The following is an 18159-nucleotide window of genomic DNA, read 5'->3' as shown; positions in this document are numbered from 1 at the left end:
CTATGCGACATTTGTCGCAGTCATGCAACCTCTGTCGCCACTGGCAGTGCCGGAAGTTCGCCGTTTCTGCCCCCGGCATCCACCCTTGGGGCGCCTTCTGTCCTACATGCCGCGAAACCGGTATTGATGCGCTCTGCTCACCGGCAGCTCGGCCAGGTCGCCGTGCAGCCGGGCGGTCATGCTGCCGTCCTCGTCGCGCACAACGCTGTGGATATGCTGCACATTCACCACAATGCCGCGGTTGATCTGCCAGAAGATTTCCGGATCAAGGCTGTCGAGGAGTGTGCTCAGGGAGCGGCGGATCAGGGCATCGCCGTCGGTGGTGGCGACGCGGGTGTATTTGCCGTCCGAGCGAAAATAGCGGATGTCCGCCACGGCAATGAAGCGCAGGCTGTTGCCCAGGGATGCCTGTATCCATTGCAGCCGGCGGGATTCCCGCTCCTTGTCGGCAAGGCGTTCGCGCAGGCGCTGTACTGTCGCTGCGAGCCGCGCGTGCTTGACCGGCTTCAGGAGATAATCCGCGGCGCCCTGCTCGAAAGCGGCGATGGCGTGTTCGTCGTAGGCGGTGACGAACACCACCTGGCTGCTGCCCTGGATCCGCTCGGCCACTTCCAGGCCATCCAGCTTGGGTATGCGGATATCGAGAAAGGCGATGTCGGGGCGCTGTCGCTCGATGGCCAGCAGGGCCGATGCACCGTCGGCGAATTCGCCGAGGAGTTGCAGCTCGGGCCAGAGTTCGGCCAGGAATTCGCGCAGTTCGGCGCGCAGCAATGGTTCGTCGTCGGCGATGATGGCGGATGGCATCGCGGCTTCCTTAGGCGGGAATGGTTATTTTTGCGAGGGTACCGCCCTGCGGGGCAGGTGTCAGTCGCAAGGTGGCGCGGCCATCGTAAAAGGTTTCCAGGCGCTCGCGCGCATTTCGCAGCCCCACGCCCTGTCCGCCCGTTTCCGAATGGTTCGGGCCGACGCCGTTGTCGGTAACCGACACCTCGATACAGGCTTCTGTCCTGCGCGCTGCGATTCTTATCAGTCCGCCGCTTTTGCTCGGCGCTATGCCATGGATCACCGCGTTTTCCACCAGGGTGTGCAGCAGCAGAGCCGGAAACGACAGTTGTCGCAGTTCCTCGCCGGCGTCTATGGCGAATTGAAGTTTATCGCCGAGGCGAATCTGCATGATTGACAGGTAGCTCTTCACCAGTTGCAGCTCCTGTCCGAGGTCCGAGTGCTTGTCCCGGGAGCGCTCCAGCGCACCCTGAAAGAAATCCGCCAAGTGGTCCAGCATGGACTGGGCTCTGGGCGCATCGGTTTTTACCAGGTAGCGGACATTGGCGAGGGTATTCATCAGGAAGTGCGGCTCTATTTGCGCGGTGAGGGTGCGCAGTCGCGCTTCCAGCAGCTGTCGGCGGGTTTCTGCCATCAGTTGCTCCCGGCGCCGCAGGGTGCCGGTTACCAGCGACAGGCCGACAAAAAAGGCGGCGAAGGCAGAGGCAGCCGCCCATTCCTGCGCCAGCTCGTGCCACTGTGGCGACACGTCCCGGAGGGGAATATAGGCGATGGCCGCTGCGACCAGGCCGCCGGCGGCAATGCCCGACACTGCGGTGGGCAGCAGATAGCGCCAGGGGGCATCGGTGCCCTTGAGCTGCGCGAGAACGGCGAGGGCGATAAAGGCGATCGAATAGGCCACCCAGAGCTTGATTAGCAGGGCCAGCGGGGAGCTGTAGCCGGCCCCCGCGTAAAAGGCTCCGCAAACCAGGGCGAACGCCAGCAGCGGGCCGAGGCGGCCGCGCAGGCTGAAGTCGCCGAGGCGGCCCGATGCCGGCGGGGTGGTGGCGAATAGAGGCGTCAGGGGGTTGAGCACAGCCGGTTACCGCACCAACTCCAGATTTTGTGGGGCCTTCGGCAGCTCCCTGAACGGCATCCGGGTGGTGGGGGCATCGGTGCCGACAGTTTCAATCTGTATATCCTTGATCCATAACTGGCCGCGCCCGTTCATCAGCAGGCCCATGGAAATGATGTTTGCCTGTGGCGATATGTCGAGAACGATTTCATGGCGAGTCCAACCCTGGGTTCCCTTGATAGCGCGATTCTGCATATTGTCGAAAGCTACCGCGGGTTTGTTTGGTTCATCCACGCGCATCCACAGGCCGCCCCAGTGGTCAACCTTATCGGCTTTTACCCAGGCGGAGTAGCGCAGGCGGGTGCCGCGGTAGGCATCTGCGTCGAACTGCTGCATCAGACTTACGAAACCTTCCTCCTCGGTTTCGCATTTCAGTGCCATATTGAGCTCGCCGAGGGATGACAGCTCGTTGTCGACCCCGGCCCGACAGGCTTCCAGTGCCGGTGGTATGCCGTTCTTGAACCATGGTTCCGGCAGCCGCTCCTCGAGGGTATTGGCCTGAACGAAAGACGCGGCCAGTGCGGCGGCGACGAGTACTTTGTAGTTCATACAGCCTCCTTTACTTTTGCTTGTTGAACGAGGCCTACTCTAAGTGCGCGCGCGGCGCCTGCAACGGGATGCGACGAAGCGGCATTTTTCGGTAGTGAACAGGAGGATATTGGGAATAATCGGTTTCCTCAATCGGGCGGGATGCCCAACTTGTAGGAACGGCCGTTGGCCGCGATCGATGTTCGCGGGCTCGCGAAGGTTTAATCGCGGCCAGCGGCGGAGGGCCGCCCCGCCGTTCCTACAGGAAAAAACTAAACGGAGAGCGGGTCGCCGCGCTCGATCAGGGTTTCGATATCCAGCCCCCGCGGCAGGCAGCCGGTGTTGTGAGTGCCGGTGCTTTCCAGCCGCGAGGCGATAAAAGCCTCCGCCACCGCGCTGTTGCCCCCCTGTACCAGCAGGTGCGCCTGCATGGTGAGCGCCATCTGGTCCACCAGCTGGCGGGCGCGGTATTCCAGATCGTCCATGTCCGCCATCTGTTTTTTCAGCCTGGCGACGGCGCTGTCGAGGCGCGGGTCGGCGCCGGCGCTCTGTTCCAGTTCGTCGTACCAGGCCAGCAGTACCGCGGGGGTTTTGCCGATGGCGCGCAGTACGTCCAGCGCCTGGATATTGCCGGAGCCTTCCCAGATGGCGTTGATGGGCGCGTCGCGGTACAGGCGCGCGGTGATAAAGTTTTCCACCACGCCGTTGCCGCCCAGGCATTCCATGGCCTCGTAGGCGTGGTGCGGGGTGCGTTTGCAGATCCAGTATTTGCCCACCGCGGTGCCCAGGCGCATCAGCAATTTTTCCTGCTCTTTGTCCAGGTGATCCAGCGCCCGGGCGGTGCGCATGGTGATGGCCACCGAACCCTCCACCTCCAGTTGCAGGTCCGCCAGCACGTTTTGCATCAGCGGCTGGTCGCGCAGTTTTTTGCCGAAGGCGTCGCGGTGTCCGGCGTGGTAGATCGCCTGCAGCGCGGCCTGGCGCTGGCCGGCGGAGGAGCCGATCATGCAGTCGAAGCGAGTGGCCGCGACCATTTCGATAATGGCGTTGACTCCGCGACCCTCCTCGCCGACCAGCCAGCCGAGGGCGCCGCGCATCTCCACTTCGGAAGAGGCGTTGGAAACATTGCCGGATTTGTTTTTCAGGCGCTGTACCTGCAGCGGGTTTTTGCTGCCGTCCGGACGCCAGCGGGGCACGAGGAAACAGCTGAGGCCGCCGGGTGTCTCTCCTTTTTCCACTTGGGCGAGCATCAGGAAGGCGTCGCACATGGGCGCGGACATAAACCATTTGTGGCCCAGCAACTCGTAGGCGCCGTCGCCGACCGGTGTGGCGGTACTGGTATTGGCGCGCACATCGGAGCCGCCCTGTTTCTCGGTCATGCCCATGCCGATGGTGAGGTAGGCTTTTTGCGTGTGCGGACGGTTGCTGGAGTCGTAACCGCGGGCGGTCACCTTGGGCAGCCATTCCTCCGCCAACTTTGGGTTCAGCCTGATGGATGGCACCGAGGCGAAGGTCATGGTTACCGGGCAGCCGTGGCCGGCCTCCAGTTGGCTGTGCAGGTAGTACTTGGCCGCGCGCACCACGTGGGCGCCGGGTTTGGGATCGGTCCAGGGGGCGCTGTGCAGTCCCTCGGAGAGGGCCAGCTGCATCAGTTGGTGGTAGGCGGGGTGGTAACGCACCAGGTCGATGCGGTTGCCTGTGCGGTCGTGGCTTTCGAAGATGGGTTTGAATTCATTGGCCAGATAGCCCCGCTCGATCATCTCCGGGCGCCCGCACACTTCCCCGTAGCGTTGCAGGTCGTCCTCCGCCCAGTGTCCGCCGTTGTGCTCAACCGTTTCGCACAGCGCCGCGTCGCCGGCGTAGAGATTGTGGCCGCTAAGGGGGGGTACCTGGTTGAAAACCTTGTGGGTATAGGCGAGTTCGGAGGAGGATGTTTTATCGGACATTGGCTTCTCGCTGGCATCTCAACAGGCAGTGGTTCCGGTGAAAGGGTAGTCCCATCACCGCTCCGGGACATCCTAGTGAGATGGGCTGGCGCCGGTCTTGCCCAAAAGTGACGCCGGTGGTTGCGTCATCATCCAATTTTTGGACCTGGTTTTTCCGGTTGGTCATTTTTCTGGCGCGCATGTAAGCCGACTGGCACCCTGTAGGAGCCTGCTTGCAGGCGAACGAGAACGGAACTCCGTTAGCTGTTCGCCTGCAAGCAGGCTCCTACAAACATGGCTTAGCTCAACAGTATTGAGACTAAGGAGACTCCACTGAAAATACCGGGAAGAAGTCGTTACTGGCGAATCAACTCAAACTGCTGATTGGTATTTCCGGCGATACAGGTCCACTGGACGATATTGGCGCCGTCTGCGCTGGAAACGCCCTCCACGTCCATACAGAGTTCGCTGTTGCGGTTGATGATCCGCCAGCGCCCGCTGCCGGCGCCCTGGAAACGGAACTGCTGGTTCCATCCGCCCAAATATTCCCACAGCATGATATTGCCGCCGTTGCTGGTGGAGAAGGAGTCCACATCGAGGGCCATGGCCGGGGCATTGACCGGTGAGATGCGGTGCCAGATGCCGTCCACCGGGGTGATGTTGAACTTCTGGCAGTTGTTATTGAGCCAGCTCCACTGCTGCAGGTTGGTGCCGCCGCTGGAGCCGCAGGAGGTCACGTCGACGGTCTTGCCGCTGTGGACCGGCGCTATGCGGTAGGTGCCGTTGACGGTGCCGTCGTTGCCGCCGCCGCCACCGCCACCACCGGAGCCGCAATTGGAACCCTTGTTGACGCCGGCGCAGGCGATTACACGGTCTTTGACACTGCCGGCGGAATCCAGGTTGTAACCGTAGGGCGGGTCATAGGTGGTGGTGGAGGAGACATTGGGCCCGGCGGTGACACCGTCGCCGCTCACCCAGCGCACGTTGTTGAAAATATTGCCGCGCACGTCCCAGTAGCCAATTTCAGCGCTGTAGAAAGACACCAGGGGGTTCTGCGAATTCTCGAACACGTTGTTCTCGATCCGCAGCAGCGCGCCCATACGGGAATTGATGCCGGTACTTTCGATATTGTTGTAATAGTCGTTGTAAATGTGCCCGTAGCCGAAGCGGAACAGCGGCGTGCGGGAATTGATGTTTTCCCAGCGGTTGTGGTGGAAGGTGATATAGCGGTTGCCGCTGTCGCTGTCGGAGGAACCGTGCAATGAGGCCTTCCAGCTGTCGTGGAAGTAGTTGTAGGAAATGGTGATGTACTGGGCGCCCCGTTTGCTGTCGAGCAGGCCGTCGTAATAGTCCTTGTCGACATTGAGGGAAGCGTAGATTTCGTTGTGGTCTATCCAGATATTATTGGCCGGTCCCTCGATACCGATGGCGTCCTTGTCCCCTATGTTCACCTGGTGAATGGTCAGGTTCTGGATGATCACGTTGCTGGCGCGCCAGATCTTGATGCCGATGCCGTTCAAGCGGCCGCGGTTGCCGACACCGATGATCGACACATCGGACGTGTCTTTTACATTGATCTTGTTGTCGGAGGAATTGCCCGGTGTGATGGTGCCGTCGACGTAAATGGTGATGGGGCCTGAGGCGTTGTCGATGGCGTTCTGCAGGGCGGTGCCGTTGCTCACGGTCACCGAGTTGCCGCCGGCGCCACCGGTGGTGCCGCCGTTGAGGCTGGCGAAGCCTTCCGGCTGCGCCAGTGCGCCGAAGGGCAGGGTGAATAAAAGCGCGATCAGGGCAAACAGCCAGCCGCGCAAGGCGGTTTTATGGAATTGAATTTTCATCGCTGATTCTCTCATCCTTAATTGTTGGTATCACTGCAAATGAAAAAGAGCCGGTCCCGAATGGCACTAAGTTAACGCCTGGGGCGGGCCTGCTACCGGGGGTTCTTTGCGGGACACGCTGTGAATACATCCCTGTACGCTCGTAATCGGCATCCCTGCCTCATACGGTCCCGCAAAGAACCCCCGGCATCAGGCCCTTCGCATCAAGCTTAATCGCTTAACTTAGTGCCATTGCCGGTCCCTGGCGACGCGTGCAGGATCTTCCGTACCGCGCGAAATTCAAATTGAATTTCCCCTGAAAAATGAATCACTGAGTCTGCGTCTGCTGGCAATTTCGGGGGTCGGCTCACGTTTCCGGGCAATGGATACGGCCGCATTGCCATACCATATGACGCTAGTCATATGGTATGGCAATACTTGCATGCGCATTCTGGTTGCGCAACCGGGAGTGGCTTTACCGGATTGGTGCTAACAGGCTAGTACGGATATAAGGTTTTGGTAGTTATATTGTTGAAATAAAAAGTTTTTAATTTTTAGTGTGGCGCTCGGTGCGTCGGGGAAGGTGGTTTTGCTGACGCAAAAGTAAACCTGAGTTTGTGCATTGTTTCGAGTATTGTCATACCAATATGGTGCGCTTGATCCGGCAGTTTCGGCTTCCGGGTTCCTTCGCAGAAAATCAAACGCTGTGCCTGCCGGACAGGGTGAGGGTGAGTCCCAGCCGGCCGGCCCGGGGAGCGTATCGCGCCCGCCCCGATCCCGGTGTCCACCGAGCGGCGCGCAGCAGTGGACCACCATCCGGATCTCCTCCCCCGGGAGGTGCGGGGCCTTCGATTATCGGGCGCAGGAAACTACGTCAATTGACGCATACCCATCCCCGCCTGTTCTTGTTTATATCTTTCCGCAACGACTTTGATCCTGTTTGCCTGCGCGTATTCGCAGTGTGTGACCGATTTTCATGAACCAGCTCGCGCTTGCAAAAAGACCGGAAACCCCGCCCGCCGCGGACAACCGCTGGTACGCCGGGCTGGACCTCCGCTTTCAGGCATCCGGTGGCCGCTGCCGGCTCGCGCACAGCCGCCATCGCGGCCCGCTGTATGTGCAGAAGCCGTTTTACCCCGAGGGACGCGACCTGGCGCACGTCTACCTGCTGCACCCGCCGGGGGGGCTGGTTTCCGGGGACCAGCTGGATATCCGGGTGGAGGCGGAAGCCGGCGCGCGCGCATTGGTGACCACCACCGGCGCGGGGCGGGTGTACCGGGCCCGCGGCGACGGATTGAAGCAGTGCCAGCAGGTCCGCTTGCGGCTCGCGGCGGGCAGCTCGCTGGAGTGGCTGCCGCTGGAAAATATTGTCTACCCGGGAGCCGATGCACGCCTGGACACAGTGGTGGAACTCGCCGGGGAGAGCCGCTTTGCCGGCTGGGAGATCACGTCGCTGGGCTTGCCGGCCTGTGGCGAAGGTTTCGGCGCGAGCGCGTTGGCACAGCGGCTGGAAATCCGCCGCGACGGGCTGCCGTTGTTTGTGGAGCGCCTCGACCTGAACGGCACCCCTGGCCAGAACTCCGGGGCGGACCTGCTATCGGCGGCGGCCGGACTGCGCGGCTTTCCCGTCACCGGCCTGTTCGCAATGGGCCCCTTCGCCCGGGCGCCGGACGAATCCGTGCTGGCGCAGTGCCGCACCCTGCTGCGGGAAAGCGCACAGGATTGTCTGGCGGCGATCACGGCGGTGGGGGAGTTCCAGGTGGTGCGCTGCCTCGGCCATTGCGCCTTTGCGATGCGGCAGCTGTTGGCGCGACTCTGGGCACTGTTGCGGCCTCCGCTGCTGGGCCGCGATGCCTGCCCGCCGCGTATCTGGTCCACCTGAACCTGTCGGTTATCTGTTGGGGGAATTATGGAATTACTGCCGAGAGAAAAGGACAAGCTGCTGGTGTTTACCGCGGCGCTGTTGGCCGAGCGCCGCCTCGCGCGCGGGCTCAAGTTGAACTATCCGGAAGCGGTGGCGCTGATCACCATGGAAATTATCGAGGGCGCCCGCGACGGCAAAACGGTGGCGGAGCTGATGAGTTACGGCCGGGAAATCCTGCGTGCGGACCAGGTCATGGACGGCGTCAGTGAGCTGATTAACGAAGTGCAGGTGGAAGCCACTTTCCGCGACGGCACCAAGCTCGTCACAGTGCACAACCCGATTACCTGACCCGATTACCTGACTCGATTATGAGGAGACACCCGTGATTCCAGGGGAAATACAGATCGTCCACGGCGACATCGAACTCAATCCGGGGCGCGCGACCGTGACCCTGAGAGTGGAAAACACCGGCGACCGGCCGGTGCAGGTGGGCTCCCACTACCACTTTTACGAGGTGAACCCGGCGCTCAGGTTCGATCGGGAGAAAGCCCGCGGTTTCCACCTGAATATTGCCTCCGGTACGGCGGTGCGTTTCGAGCCGGGGCAGGGGCGCGAGGTGGAACTGGTCGCCTACGCCGGCGCGCGCCGGGTCTACGGTTTCCGCGCCGAAGTCATGGGGCCGTTGGACGAGATTGCGGAGGTAGAGCCGTCGTGAGCCGCATGGACAGGCACAGTTACGCGCAGATGTTCGGGCCTACCACCGGTGACCGGGTGCGCCTGGGGGATACCGAACTCTGGCTGCAGGTGGAGAAAGACTTCACCCGCTACGGGGACGAGGTCAAATTCGGTGGCGGTAAGGTGATCCGCGACGGTATGGGGCAGAGCCAACTGGGCTCTGAAGAGACCGCGGACCTGGTGATTACCAATGCGTTAATCCTGGATCACTGGGGCGTGGTCAAGGCCGACGTCGGCATCAAGGCGGGCCGCATCGCCGGTATCGGCAAGGCGGGCAACCCGGACGTGCAGGACGGTGTGGATATCGTCATCGGCCCGGGCACGGAAGTGATTGCCGGGGAGGGCTCCATACTCACCGCCGGCGGCATCGATGCGCATATCCATTTCATCTGCCCGCAACAGGTGGAGGAGGCGCTGATGTCCGGCGTCACCACTATGATCGGCGGCGGCACCGGGCCGGCCACGGGCACCAATGCCACCACCTGCACCCCGGGCCCCTGGAATATCGGCAAAATGCTGCAGGCCACCGACAGCCTGCCCATGAATTTCGGCTTTCTCGGCAAGGGCAACGCCAGTTTGCCGGTGTCGCTGGAAGAGCAGCTGCAGGCGGGTGCCTGCGGGCTCAAGCTGCACGAGGACTGGGGAACCACGCCGGCCTCCATCGACAACTGCCTGGGCGTGGCCGAGCGCTACGACGTGCAGGTGGCGATCCACACCGACACATTGAACGAGTCCGGTTTTGTCGACGATACCCTGGAGGCCTTCGGGGGCCGCGCCATCCACACCTACCACACCGAGGGCGCCGGCGGCGGCCACGCGCCGGACATCATCAAGGCCTGCGCCTCGCCCAATGTGTTGCCGTCGTCCACCAACCCCACGCGGCCCTACACGCTCAATACGGTGGATGAACACCTGGACATGCTGATGGTGTGCCACCACCTGGATACCAGCATTCCCGAGGACATCGCCTTCGCCGATTCCCGCATCCGCAAGGAGACCATCGCCGCCGAGGACATACTGCACGACCTCGGCGCCTTCAGCATGATCGCGTCCGATTCCCAGGCCATGGGACGGGTAGGCGAAGTGATCACCCGCACCTGGCAGACGGCGCACAAAATGAAGGTGCAGCGCGGCTGCCTGCCCGAGGATACGCGGGGCGCGACCGAAGGCGCGGACAACTTCCGCGCGCGGCGCTACGTGGCCAAGTACACCATCAACCCCGCCATTACCCACGGTATCGCCCACGAGGTCGGTTCCATCGAAGTGGGCAAACTTGCGGACCTGGTGCTGTGGAAACCGGCTTTTTTTGCCATCAAACCGTCGCTGATTCTCAAGGGCGGCATGATCGCCGCGGCGCCCATGGGCGACCCCAATGCCTCGATTCCCACACCGCAGCCGGTGCACTACCGGCCCATGTTCGGCGCCCTGGGGATTGCCGCGGCCAAGACCTCCGTGACCTTCACCTCCCGCGCCGCGCTGGACGCCGGCATCGGCGAGGCCCTCGGCCTGCATCGCCGCCTGGTGGCCTGCCGCAACACCCGAGCAATCACCAAGCGCGACATGCTGCTGAACGACTGGCTGCCGGAAATTACCGTGGACCCGCAGACCTACGAGGTGCGCGCCAATGGTGAACTGCTCACCTGCGAGCCCGCCAGCGAACTGCCGCTGGCGCAGCGCTACTGCTTGTTTTGATGTGCTAGAGGAACCGCACCGGTTCAGGGGGGAACCACCTTGTAGGAGCGGGCCATGCCCGCGAACAGAGGCCGATCGCGGGCATGGGCGGATGGCCGCCCCCCCGCTCCTACAGGGCGCGAGTAGTTACTTGCAGAGAATTACCAGAGAGATGAACACCATGCTGGAAATTTACCAACGCCTCGACACGCAAACGCCCCCGCCCATCGACGCGCGCGTAGTGCTCGATCACCTGCAGCGCGACAAGGGCCGGCTGCGGGCGCAATCGAGCGAGGGGCAGGAAGTGCGGATATTCCTCGAGCGCGGCAAGCCGCTGCAAGTGGGCGAGGTACTGCGCAGCGCCTGCGGCAGACACATCCTGGTGGAGGGCGCGAAAGAAACCGTGACCACCGCCCGCTGCGACGACTGGCTGACCTTCAGCCGCGCCTGCTACCACCTGGGCAACCGCCACGTGCGACTGCAGGTGGGTGAACGCTGGCTGCGCATCAAGCCGGACCATGTGCTCGAGGAAATGCTCGCGCTGCTGGGGCTCAGCCTGACCCGCGAAGAAGATGTTTTTGTCCCGGAATCCGGCGCTTACAGTCATGGCCATCACCACCACTGACGCGAGCCTGTTGCGGCTGCTGCAGCTCTCCAGCGCCAGTTTGCCCGTGGGAGGCTACGCCTTCTCCCAGGGGCTGGAATACGCTGTCGATGCCGGCTGGGTGCGCAACGTGGAGGAGACCCGCGAATGGCTGGAACTGCAGTTGCGCCACGGCCTGGCACGCGTGGACTGCCCGCTGTTGCTACGCTGCTACGAGGCGCTGGAAGAGGGCGCGATGGACAGGCTGCGCTACTGGAACCGCTACGCGCTGGCGTGCCGGGAAACCCGGGAACTGCTGCTGACCGATACCGCTACCGGCAACGCCCTGATGCGCCTGCTGGCGCAGCTGCAAGTCCCCGATCCGCTGGTGGAGACGGAGGTAAGTTTCGTTACCGCGTTCGCGCTGGCCGCCCGCCACTGGCAGATCGGCACAACCGCGGCGCTGGCTGGCCTGGCGTGGTCCTGGCTGGAAAACCAAGTGGCCGCGGCCACCAAGCTGGTCCCGCTGGGCCAGACTCAGGCGCAAAGACTGCTGGGTGAAATACAGCTGCAGGTGCCGGCCGCCATCGAATGCGCGCGTAGTCTGGATGACAGCGAACTGGGCAGTGGACTGCCGGCACTGGCCATCGCCAGTGCGCGACACGAACACATGTACACCCGGTTGTTTCGATCCTGACCGGAATACTCTGCCTGTAGGAGCGGCGGGGCGGCCATCCGCCATGCCCGCGAACTGAGGCCGATCGCGGGCATGGGCGGCAGAGTGGCTCCTTAAGCCAATGTACATTCCCTACGAGTGAGCAGCTACCGATGAAGAAATATTGTGGAGGAAATATGAACCAGCCCAACAGGCAAACCCTGCGGGTCGGCGTCGGCGGACCCGTGGGCTCCGGCAAGACCGCACTGCTGCGGGAACTATGCCGGGCCCTGCGCGACCACTACGACATCGCCGTGGTGACCAACGATATCTATACCCAGGAGGACGCCCAGTTCCTCACCCGCCACGAAGCACTGGCCGAAGACCGCATCATCGGCGTGGAAACCGGCGGCTGCCCGCATACGGCGATCCGCGAGGACGCATCCATGAACCTGGCGGCCATCGACGAGCTGGTGGCCCGCCACGGCAATCTGGATGTGGTGTTCGTGGAGAGCGGTGGCGACAACCTGAGCGCAACCTTCAGCCCGGAACTGTCCGACCTCACCATTTACGTCATCGACGTATCCGCCGGTGACAAGATCCCGCGCAAGGGTGGGCCGGGTATTACCCGTTCCGACCTGCTGATTATCAACAAGACCGACCTGGCGCCCCTGGTAGAAGCCTCACTGGAAGTGATGGACCGCGACGCGAAAGCAATGCGCGGGGAGAAGCCATTCGTGTTCTCCAACCTGAAGTCCCGGGAGGGACTGCAGGACATCATCCAATTTATTGTCCGCGAGGGCATGCTGGACGACAAACCGGCACTGACGGCTTAGGTTCCTTTTCAACAACTCCGGCAGAGAGATCGACAATGACCAACAAGCATATTTTTTCCGCACTATTAGCGCTGTTTTCCGCAGGCTTTTGTGTATTCGGCTGGGCACACGAAGGCCATGCTCCTCCCGGCCCCATACATGAATTACATCATCTGCTGTGGTTGCTGATGCCGTTGGCGGTCGGTGCCGTGTTGATTTTCCGGCACCGGCACCAGCAGCGCAAAAGAGATCGCGATTAGCTATACCGCTGTCTTCACCATAGCGCCTTACTCAGTTGACCCAAAACTGGAGTGGCCTTGTGCCAAAATGAGCGCAGCGAGTGCACAAAGGCGCGTAGGTTTGGGTTTCAACTGGAGTAATTTGTTAGGCATAGAAGTTAATGTGAAAAATAAAACGTTTTATATTTGGGTGTCTGAAACCACCTCGATGTACTATCAATAGTATCTTTTACTGTACCAAATATATCTGGAAATAAAGTTCTACCATTTATATTCATTTTATCGAGCTTATCCAGTAACTTCATAGAATCCCTCTGGCCACAGGGGAATTCTAATTTCTGCAAAAATATACGATCTGCTTTCGGTTGTGGCAAGTCTCTTCCGATTTTCTTGATCCAAATTTCAATTGACCTGTAATAGTCTAGCTTCGTGAAAAAGCCCTGCTGGAATTCGATACGCTTATTCCCCTCGTATGGCTCATCTACGATATCTAGTGCAGGGTATAACTTGTTTAAATATTCCGTGGGACTTATTTTATCGGCGTACTTTGGTCTTATATCATCCACGATGATCCGATTCATCATTTCCAAAATTTCCAGATTTATTACCCATATAGCGCAAGGCTCTTCGGCCTTTGATCTAGGCCTATCGACGAGTGCAAAGTAAAGGGCAATATAAGGAGAGTAAGACCAGTCAAGGAGAGGCGAAGGCAGCCCGAAATGCTGGCCATATTGCCAGATGTCAATTTTATCGACTTGCTCTTGCGGAAGATCGCTATTTGTTATTAATTTTCTTTTGAAATCTCTGTGTAAAATTGCTTCAGCCACTTCATACGTATTTTCAAACGACTCTTTTCGTTCAGGAAACATACTCATGGCCTCGTCTACATATCGAACGAGAGTAGTTTCCAACCCCCAGGTCGCATTTGCGTGGCCTCTGAAGCCAAGTCGGTGTTGGCGAGTTATCAAGTTGTCATGAATGTACCTCTCAATACTACTAACGTCTTCAAATTTTTTAACTTGAGCTTCAGAAATTGTATACATTTGAGATCTCTGAATTTTGACTGCTTAACGCTTTTGTAAAAGGCGCGACGTCAGGCGTCCTTTTGGCAAACTTGTTAACTCATACTAGCAACACTGGAGTATTAACCAGCTATTATCAAATTGATTAATTTTAGATTTCTGCTCCTGCACCCAGAAATATATCATTCCACAATCGCCCCACATGACATCCAAGTCATCGTCACTATCAAATTGAAATAACAGTTTCCAGTCCTTAGCGCCCGACTCTAGCTTTTTAGCCTCCTCGCTTTTGTACCCTTCAGGACCACCGACATAAACACCATTGGATGCCAGTTGCGATTCGAGGTCCATATGATTACCTTGGACTGGTGACGGGAAGCCACCCATTTGATGGGACGGTTCGTCGTCACCATCGTCAAGGTCGATATATGCATCGACTTCTTCATCAGACAGTCCTAGTCTTTCAACACTAGGATCATCGTAATTTGGGAGAACTTGCACTAGCACTGGCTCAATGAATATTTCTTTAATTTTGCACTCGTCATGCAAGTCCAGTGGATATTCGACGTAACCATCTGGCTCGGAATGATAGAGCACAGTCCAAGCACCTCGATCTTTTGGATCGAAACCCCAAGGCATTTCAATTACATCATAAAAAAATAATATTGAACCTTTATCGGCAAGCCACTCATAATGATGCACACTGGAAATTTCAGCCAAGTCTATTTGAGCAAGGAAGGCCATTGGCTTCCCATTACTTCGTGGCCATTCAAAGTTATTTCTATCAGCGAATGGTTTCCCCCCAAACTTTGATTTTTTGATTAGAGATGTTCTTTTCAGCCTTATCGCTGGGCGTTTTAAGCCTTTGATTTTAGGCTCCAAGGATTCCCTTATCTTGTCCCAATCTATCTTTTCTCTAGCGCCAAATAGTTTTTTAAATATTTCCATGATCTACTCTAAGAGAGTTAACGAGGCTGTAGAAAAACTCCGGCCTTTCGTTCTGGTTATATTTCGCCCAAAAAATCTCGCCCCTACGTGAATTCTGGACCTGTTTTGTATGGCAAAAAGTATTTCAGAGCACTCTCCGCACGAAAAATTTGTCACTTCAAGAAGTGCTCGAGTTTTTCTACAGCATGAACGTAGCGCACAGAGGCGCGAGCTTGCGAGCGTCCTGCCGCCGCTTGCGGCGGCGAACTGGTGCGCCTTGTTAGCGTAACTTTCACAAAACCTCATTTTTGACTAACTCCTGCGCCATAGAGGTTATAAATCTCATATCGCTAAGCGCCCACGGGATCATAGACATAGTTCCTTCCATGCTTAGGGCGGCGTCCTCTACCTCTTTTGGAGGTCGTTGGCTGCACGCAACGTACGTCCAGGCAAGACCTCCAAAAACAAACCTGTACGCCAACTGGTGCCCCAAGCGTGTCTGAGTTGGCGGCACCACGAGAGCTTCTACGATATCGCCTTCGTGCATGATAGGAGAGACTATGAAGGGATATCTACTTGCATCTCCTGCATTCTCCATCAATATCATCAGCCTTAGCTTTTCTTCGTGGGGACCCAGGGTGACGCCGGAAAACATCTCCATCTTCGATACTCCCGTCCGCCACAAGGTGGATAACGCAAACAGCTTAAAGCGCCTGTAATCAATCCCACTGATCCGTATGATCCTTCCATCCCGCCGGTACGTCAGCGGTATTCCACCATTGAGAACTTTACTCGCGTACCGCTCATACCTGGACAATAGCTGTTCGCAATCTCCGCACAAGAGAGGCTCGCGAAAGCCCTTCTGCTTATATTTGTTGCCCGTATCCAGATGTAGCTCGTGAAAGCGGTGCTTTTCGTCGTAAAGAGCAGCAAACAGAAACTCAGGGATAATGTGTGAGTTCTTAAGATCGCTCTCTTTTTTACACAAGTGACAGCGCATATTTTTACCGCTAACGCCCGCGCAATGGGCGCGAGCTTGCGAGCGCCCCAATTGACGCGTTTGTTACGTTTACGCGGGACTCTTTCTGGATACCCACTAAATAAAACTTTTTCTCTTTTTTTCTCTTTTTTCTTTCAGACTATCTTTTATTTGTACTGATTGATGGGCACGATCGCTGTGCGACTTTTACCCATCCTCAGTGCTTCGCGGAAGAAGGTGACGCCTCCTTTTCCCCGATCCTTTTATTCGGTCATCAATTTGATCAGTTTTTTACTCGCACAGTCCGGATTTTTGGAATCGAACCACTGCACTCGGAGTCGCTAATATTAAAGCGGATATCTTTTCCTGACATCCATGCAGCAAGTATCAAAGAGTAGCTCGCATCAAAACCAGGGTGGCTATTCTCCATTCGGTACCTGCTGTTGTCATCGCTGCAACCCGCGGGATTGAAATGTAGCTGTTCGTCCACATAAATATAAGCATGACCAGTAGTGCCTATGAAAACAGACGATATTTTTGCATAGGGCGAATTTTCGGCACAAACAAAAACAGGGCTGTACAGTAAAACGAAAAATATCATTACCTTCATCTTCATCTTTTTATTCCTTTTGCAAGAGCTCTATAACAATAAGCGAGCTATCTCAAGATTGGTGTTCGGGAAACGGTCGCTGGGCGGCCTTTGCCCCTCCTTGCTGCACTTAATCAAATGTCCTCACCGTCGTAACTTTAGGGTAATTCCCGTCGCAGCCATCGATATTAAATGACAACCTTGATTTTGACATTCTCGTAGCAAGCACCAGACTAAACATCTCCTAAAGTGGACCCCTCTGTCAAGACAGGTTTTCCAGCGAGTTTAAGCTGCGTCCATCTCTTGAACAACTCTAGGACACCCACCAAGTAAAAAGCTTCTTGCGTCACTTCTATTGCATCGTATCCCCATTTGCGCAAAAAACTGTCTATACATCAAGTTTCATGAGTCAGCAGAAAATGACTGCGCCACGCAAAGCTCCTATCTGCCCAGACACCACCCCCTATTACCACTGCGTCTCCCGCTGTGTGCGCCGTGCCTTCCTGTGTGGGCGGGATGAGCGTACAGGGCAGAGTTTCGAGCATCGCCGCCAGTGGATTGAGGATCGGTTGCTGGCACTGGCCCAGGTATTCGCCCTGGATGTCTGCGGATATGCGGTGACGAGCAACCACTAGCGCATCGCAGCCGCCAAGCAAAGTGAGCAACCCCAGTCACTCTTCCCATTCGCCGGTAATCCGCGAGAGCCCATGTCCGCGGGCATTCCCCTGCGGCTCGAGGACTACCTGGCGCTGGTGGACTGGACCGGACGCACTCTTCGCGAGGACAAACGTGGAGCCATTTCCGACCGCCTACCGCCCATCCTGGAGCGGTTGCAAATCGACCCGAGAAACTGGCTCTACCTGAGCCGGAACTTCGAAAGCCGCTTTAGGTCTCTGGTTGGCTCCGACCAATCGATACGCACCGCCTGCGAACAGCTCGGTAAACACTGGGCACAGGGAGTTCGCGAGTGTGAACGATTTTTCTCTCCGTCGCCCACGTCCTGATTCTTTGCCTTCCTCTTAAAAAGTACCGACGCAGCTCAACTGCGAGGGGTTCTTTGGCCTTAAAGCGGCTGACTGGGACTCACATCTGCCTCATTTTGACAATAAGCAGCCTCTAACGTTCGAAAGATTTTTCAACACTAAACATCATCGGAATAGCTTCCGGTTTTTCTATTTATGGCTGTCCATAAATACCGTTGTTCACTACCTGCCGAAGAATCTGGCGACTGAATTCATTGAGCCTTCTAACCGATTTGAAGCCATGCCTGCTTCATTTTTCATCATTTTTCTCCTGTTCTTTCTTTTGTTTTTTATTTAATTTGGTGTCCTGTTATTTTATTACGGTTCTTTTATTAGTGGGTGTTTTCGTTCTTTTCGTTACTTGATTATTTAATAATTCATACACAATATAGCCGTTAGTGTTCGTTTTATAAAAATAAAATTTAACTGAACTACTAGATTTATATTCGTATATCAATTTATTTCCACTACTATCAACAATAGAGTCCGCATTTTTAATACTCGTTGGCCCACAACCTAAACCATTTGGATAACCAGCCTCTAAAATCAGCTTGCCTACCACGTTCTGATCGGGATATTTTTTATATTCATCGTAATACCCTATTAGGATTAAAGAAATTGAAGAAAGAATACATCCATCAGTAATTAATCGCTGTTCGTCTTTCTCAATTTTTTCATAGCGCTTCATAGTGAAAAGGAAAAAAATAAAAAAGACTAAAGCAAAAGATAAATGCAATATTTTCTTTCTCATAGTTAACCCCAATGTTGCATAAATTTCCGGCATTTAGCACCAATAACACTATAAATATAGGGGTTTAACGCAGTTTAAGCGCTGTCGGAGAACTTCACCGACGGTGAACTCTTGCGACAGGCAAAATAAGCTGATTTTTT

General features: G+C 57.1%; 20 protein-coding genes. 10 read left to right on the top strand and 10 right to left on the bottom strand.

Going from position 1 to position 18159, the window contains the following annotated elements; genetic code table 11:
* Positions 1–102: 102 nt before the first annotated feature.
* From ACRC0P_RS05410 to ACRC0P_RS05390, 5 genes are all read right to left on the bottom strand, one after another.
* A complete protein-coding gene (locus ACRC0P_RS05410; RefSeq protein ID WP_438628763.1) occupies positions 103–804 on the bottom strand; it encodes a LytR/AlgR family response regulator transcription factor in 702 nt (233 codons plus the stop codon).
* A gap of 10 nt (positions 805–814) precedes the next feature.
* Complete coding sequence (locus ACRC0P_RS05405) at positions 815–1858, bottom strand: sensor histidine kinase (RefSeq protein WP_438628762.1); 1044 nt, start codon at positions 1856–1858, stop codon at positions 815–817.
* Positions 1859–1864: 6 nt separating this feature from the next.
* Positions 1865–2446 (bottom strand): hypothetical protein, encoded by a 582-nt coding sequence (locus ACRC0P_RS05400; protein ID WP_438628761.1) that lies wholly within the window; start codon positions 2444–2446, stop codon positions 1865–1867.
* A gap of 251 nt (positions 2447–2697) precedes the next feature.
* The gene (locus ACRC0P_RS05395) at positions 2698–4371 is read right to left on the bottom strand and encodes an acyl-CoA dehydrogenase family protein (protein WP_438628760.1); all 1674 of its coding nucleotides are present in this window, start codon (positions 4369–4371) and stop codon (positions 2698–2700) included.
* A 335-nt stretch (positions 4372–4706) separates the two neighbouring features.
* Complete coding sequence (locus ACRC0P_RS05390; protein ID WP_438628759.1) at positions 4707–6188, bottom strand: pectate lyase family protein; 1482 nt, start codon at positions 6186–6188, stop codon at positions 4707–4709.
* A gap of 955 nt (positions 6189–7143) precedes the next feature.
* On the opposite strand from ACRC0P_RS05390, the gene ACRC0P_RS05385 reads away from it, so the two are divergent.
* From ACRC0P_RS05385 to ACRC0P_RS05350, 8 genes are all read left to right on the top strand, one after another.
* The gene (locus tag ACRC0P_RS05385; protein WP_438628758.1) at positions 7144–8049 is read left to right on the top strand and encodes an urease accessory protein UreD; all 906 of its coding nucleotides are present in this window, start codon (positions 7144–7146) and stop codon (positions 8047–8049) included.
* Positions 8050–8076: 27 nt separating this feature from the next.
* Positions 8077–8379 carry an urease subunit gamma gene (locus ACRC0P_RS05380; RefSeq protein WP_438628757.1) on the top strand — a complete coding sequence of 101 codons (303 nt, stop codon included), beginning with the start codon at positions 8077–8079 and terminating at the stop codon, positions 8377–8379.
* Positions 8380–8413: 34 nt separating this feature from the next.
* Positions 8414–8746 (top strand): urease subunit beta, encoded by a 333-nt coding sequence (locus ACRC0P_RS05375; RefSeq protein WP_438628756.1) that lies wholly within the window; start codon positions 8414–8416, stop codon positions 8744–8746.
* Positions 8743–10458 (top strand): urease subunit alpha, encoded by a 1716-nt coding sequence (gene ureC / locus ACRC0P_RS05370; protein ID WP_438628755.1) that lies wholly within the window; start codon positions 8743–8745, stop codon positions 10456–10458. Before ACRC0P_RS05375 ends, ureC begins: the two co-directional genes overlap by 4 nt.
* Positions 10459–10588: 130 nt before the next feature.
* A complete protein-coding gene (gene ureE, locus ACRC0P_RS05365) occupies positions 10589–11062 on the top strand; it encodes an urease accessory protein UreE (protein ID WP_438628754.1) in 474 nt (157 codons plus the stop codon).
* Entirely contained in the window at positions 11043–11717 is a 675-nt protein-coding gene (locus tag ACRC0P_RS05360) for an urease accessory protein UreF (RefSeq protein ID WP_438628753.1), read from the top strand. Before ureE ends, ACRC0P_RS05360 begins: the two co-directional genes overlap by 20 nt.
* Before the next feature lie 155 nt (positions 11718–11872).
* A complete protein-coding gene (gene ureG, locus ACRC0P_RS05355; protein WP_438628752.1) occupies positions 11873–12511 on the top strand; it encodes an urease accessory protein UreG in 639 nt (212 codons plus the stop codon).
* Between the two features lie 35 nt (positions 12512–12546).
* Positions 12547–12750: a hypothetical protein gene (locus tag ACRC0P_RS05350; protein WP_438628751.1), complete on the top strand. Its 204-nt coding sequence runs from the start codon at positions 12547–12549 to the stop codon at positions 12748–12750.
* A gap of 137 nt (positions 12751–12887) precedes the next feature.
* Here the strand turns inward: ACRC0P_RS05350 and ACRC0P_RS05345 are convergent, their stop codons facing one another.
* From ACRC0P_RS05345 to ACRC0P_RS05330, 4 genes are all read right to left on the bottom strand, one after another.
* Positions 12888–13772, bottom strand: a complete 885-nt coding sequence (locus ACRC0P_RS05345) for an FRG domain-containing protein (RefSeq protein ID WP_438628750.1) — start codon at positions 13770–13772, stop codon at positions 12888–12890.
* An 84-nt stretch (positions 13773–13856) separates the two neighbouring features.
* A complete protein-coding gene (locus tag ACRC0P_RS05340; RefSeq protein ID WP_438628749.1) occupies positions 13857–14699 on the bottom strand; it encodes a YwqG family protein in 843 nt (280 codons plus the stop codon).
* Positions 14700–14970: 271 nt separating this feature from the next.
* Positions 14971–15678, bottom strand: a complete 708-nt coding sequence (locus ACRC0P_RS05335; protein WP_438628748.1) for a hypothetical protein — start codon at positions 15676–15678, stop codon at positions 14971–14973.
* 262 nt (positions 15679–15940) lie between these two features.
* The gene (locus ACRC0P_RS05330; protein ID WP_438628747.1) at positions 15941–16273 is read right to left on the bottom strand and encodes a hypothetical protein; all 333 of its coding nucleotides are present in this window, start codon (positions 16271–16273) and stop codon (positions 15941–15943) included.
* Positions 16274–16665: 392 nt separating this feature from the next.
* Between ACRC0P_RS05330 and ACRC0P_RS05325 the strand changes: the two genes are divergently transcribed.
* Both ACRC0P_RS05325 and ACRC0P_RS05320 read left to right on the top strand, forming a co-directional pair.
* Positions 16666–16881, top strand: coding sequence for a hypothetical protein (locus tag ACRC0P_RS05325; RefSeq protein WP_438628746.1), 216 nt, complete (start codon positions 16666–16668; stop codon positions 16879–16881).
* Positions 16882–16953: 72 nt separating this feature from the next.
* Complete coding sequence (locus ACRC0P_RS05320; RefSeq protein ID WP_438628745.1) at positions 16954–17250, top strand: hypothetical protein; 297 nt, start codon at positions 16954–16956, stop codon at positions 17248–17250.
* Positions 17251–17578: 328 nt separating this feature from the next.
* Here ACRC0P_RS05320 and ACRC0P_RS05315 read toward each other — a convergent pair whose 3' ends face one another.
* Positions 17579–18019 (bottom strand): hypothetical protein, encoded by a 441-nt coding sequence (locus ACRC0P_RS05315; protein WP_438628744.1) that lies wholly within the window; start codon positions 18017–18019, stop codon positions 17579–17581.
* Positions 18020–18159: the final 140 nt, after the last annotated feature.

This window comes from Microbulbifer sp., from assembly GCF_051659245.1.
Classification (GTDB): domain Bacteria; phylum Pseudomonadota; class Gammaproteobacteria; order Pseudomonadales; family Cellvibrionaceae; genus Microbulbifer.
The sequence above is the reverse complement of the archived record's forward strand: the minus strand, read 5'-3'. Positions and strand labels throughout refer to the sequence as shown.

Excerpts from the sequence above, each read along its gene's own strand:
- ACRC0P_RS05410 (WP_438628763.1), bottom strand. The coding sequence starts at position 804 with ATGCCATCCGCCATCATCGCCGACGACGAACCATTGCTGCGCGCCGAA.
- ACRC0P_RS05400 (WP_438628761.1), bottom strand. The coding sequence starts at position 2,446 with ATGAACTACAAAGTACTCGTCGCCGCCGCACTGGCCGCGTCTTTCGTT.
- ACRC0P_RS05395 (WP_438628760.1), bottom strand. The coding sequence starts at position 4,371 with ATGTCCGATAAAACATCCTCCTCCGAACTCGCCTATACCCACAAGGTT.
- ACRC0P_RS05390 (WP_438628759.1), bottom strand. The coding sequence starts at position 6,188 with ATGAAAATTCAATTCCATAAAACCGCCTTGCGCGGCTGGCTGTTTGCC.
- ACRC0P_RS05385 (WP_438628758.1), top strand. The coding sequence starts at position 7,144 with ATGAACCAGCTCGCGCTTGCAAAAAGACCGGAAACCCCGCCCGCCGCG.
- ACRC0P_RS05380 (WP_438628757.1), top strand. The coding sequence starts at position 8,077 with ATGGAATTACTGCCGAGAGAAAAGGACAAGCTGCTGGTGTTTACCGCG.
- ACRC0P_RS05360 (WP_438628753.1), top strand. The coding sequence starts at position 11,043 with ATGGCCATCACCACCACTGACGCGAGCCTGTTGCGGCTGCTGCAGCTC.
- ureG (WP_438628752.1), top strand. The coding sequence starts at position 11,873 with ATGAACCAGCCCAACAGGCAAACCCTGCGGGTCGGCGTCGGCGGACCC.
- ACRC0P_RS05350 (WP_438628751.1), top strand. The coding sequence starts at position 12,547 with ATGACCAACAAGCATATTTTTTCCGCACTATTAGCGCTGTTTTCCGCA.
- ACRC0P_RS05345 (WP_438628750.1), bottom strand. The coding sequence starts at position 13,772 with ATGTATACAATTTCTGAAGCTCAAGTTAAAAAATTTGAAGACGTTAGT.
- ACRC0P_RS05340 (WP_438628749.1), bottom strand. The coding sequence starts at position 14,699 with ATGGAAATATTTAAAAAACTATTTGGCGCTAGAGAAAAGATAGATTGG.
- ACRC0P_RS05335 (WP_438628748.1), bottom strand. The coding sequence starts at position 15,678 with ATGCGCTGTCACTTGTGTAAAAAAGAGAGCGATCTTAAGAACTCACAC.
- ACRC0P_RS05330 (WP_438628747.1), bottom strand. The coding sequence starts at position 16,273 with ATGAAGATGAAGGTAATGATATTTTTCGTTTTACTGTACAGCCCTGTT.
- ACRC0P_RS05325 (WP_438628746.1), top strand. The coding sequence starts at position 16,666 with ATGACTGCGCCACGCAAAGCTCCTATCTGCCCAGACACCACCCCCTAT.
- ACRC0P_RS05320 (WP_438628745.1), top strand. The coding sequence starts at position 16,954 with ATGTCCGCGGGCATTCCCCTGCGGCTCGAGGACTACCTGGCGCTGGTG.
- ACRC0P_RS05315 (WP_438628744.1), bottom strand. The coding sequence starts at position 18,019 with ATGAGAAAGAAAATATTGCATTTATCTTTTGCTTTAGTCTTTTTTATT.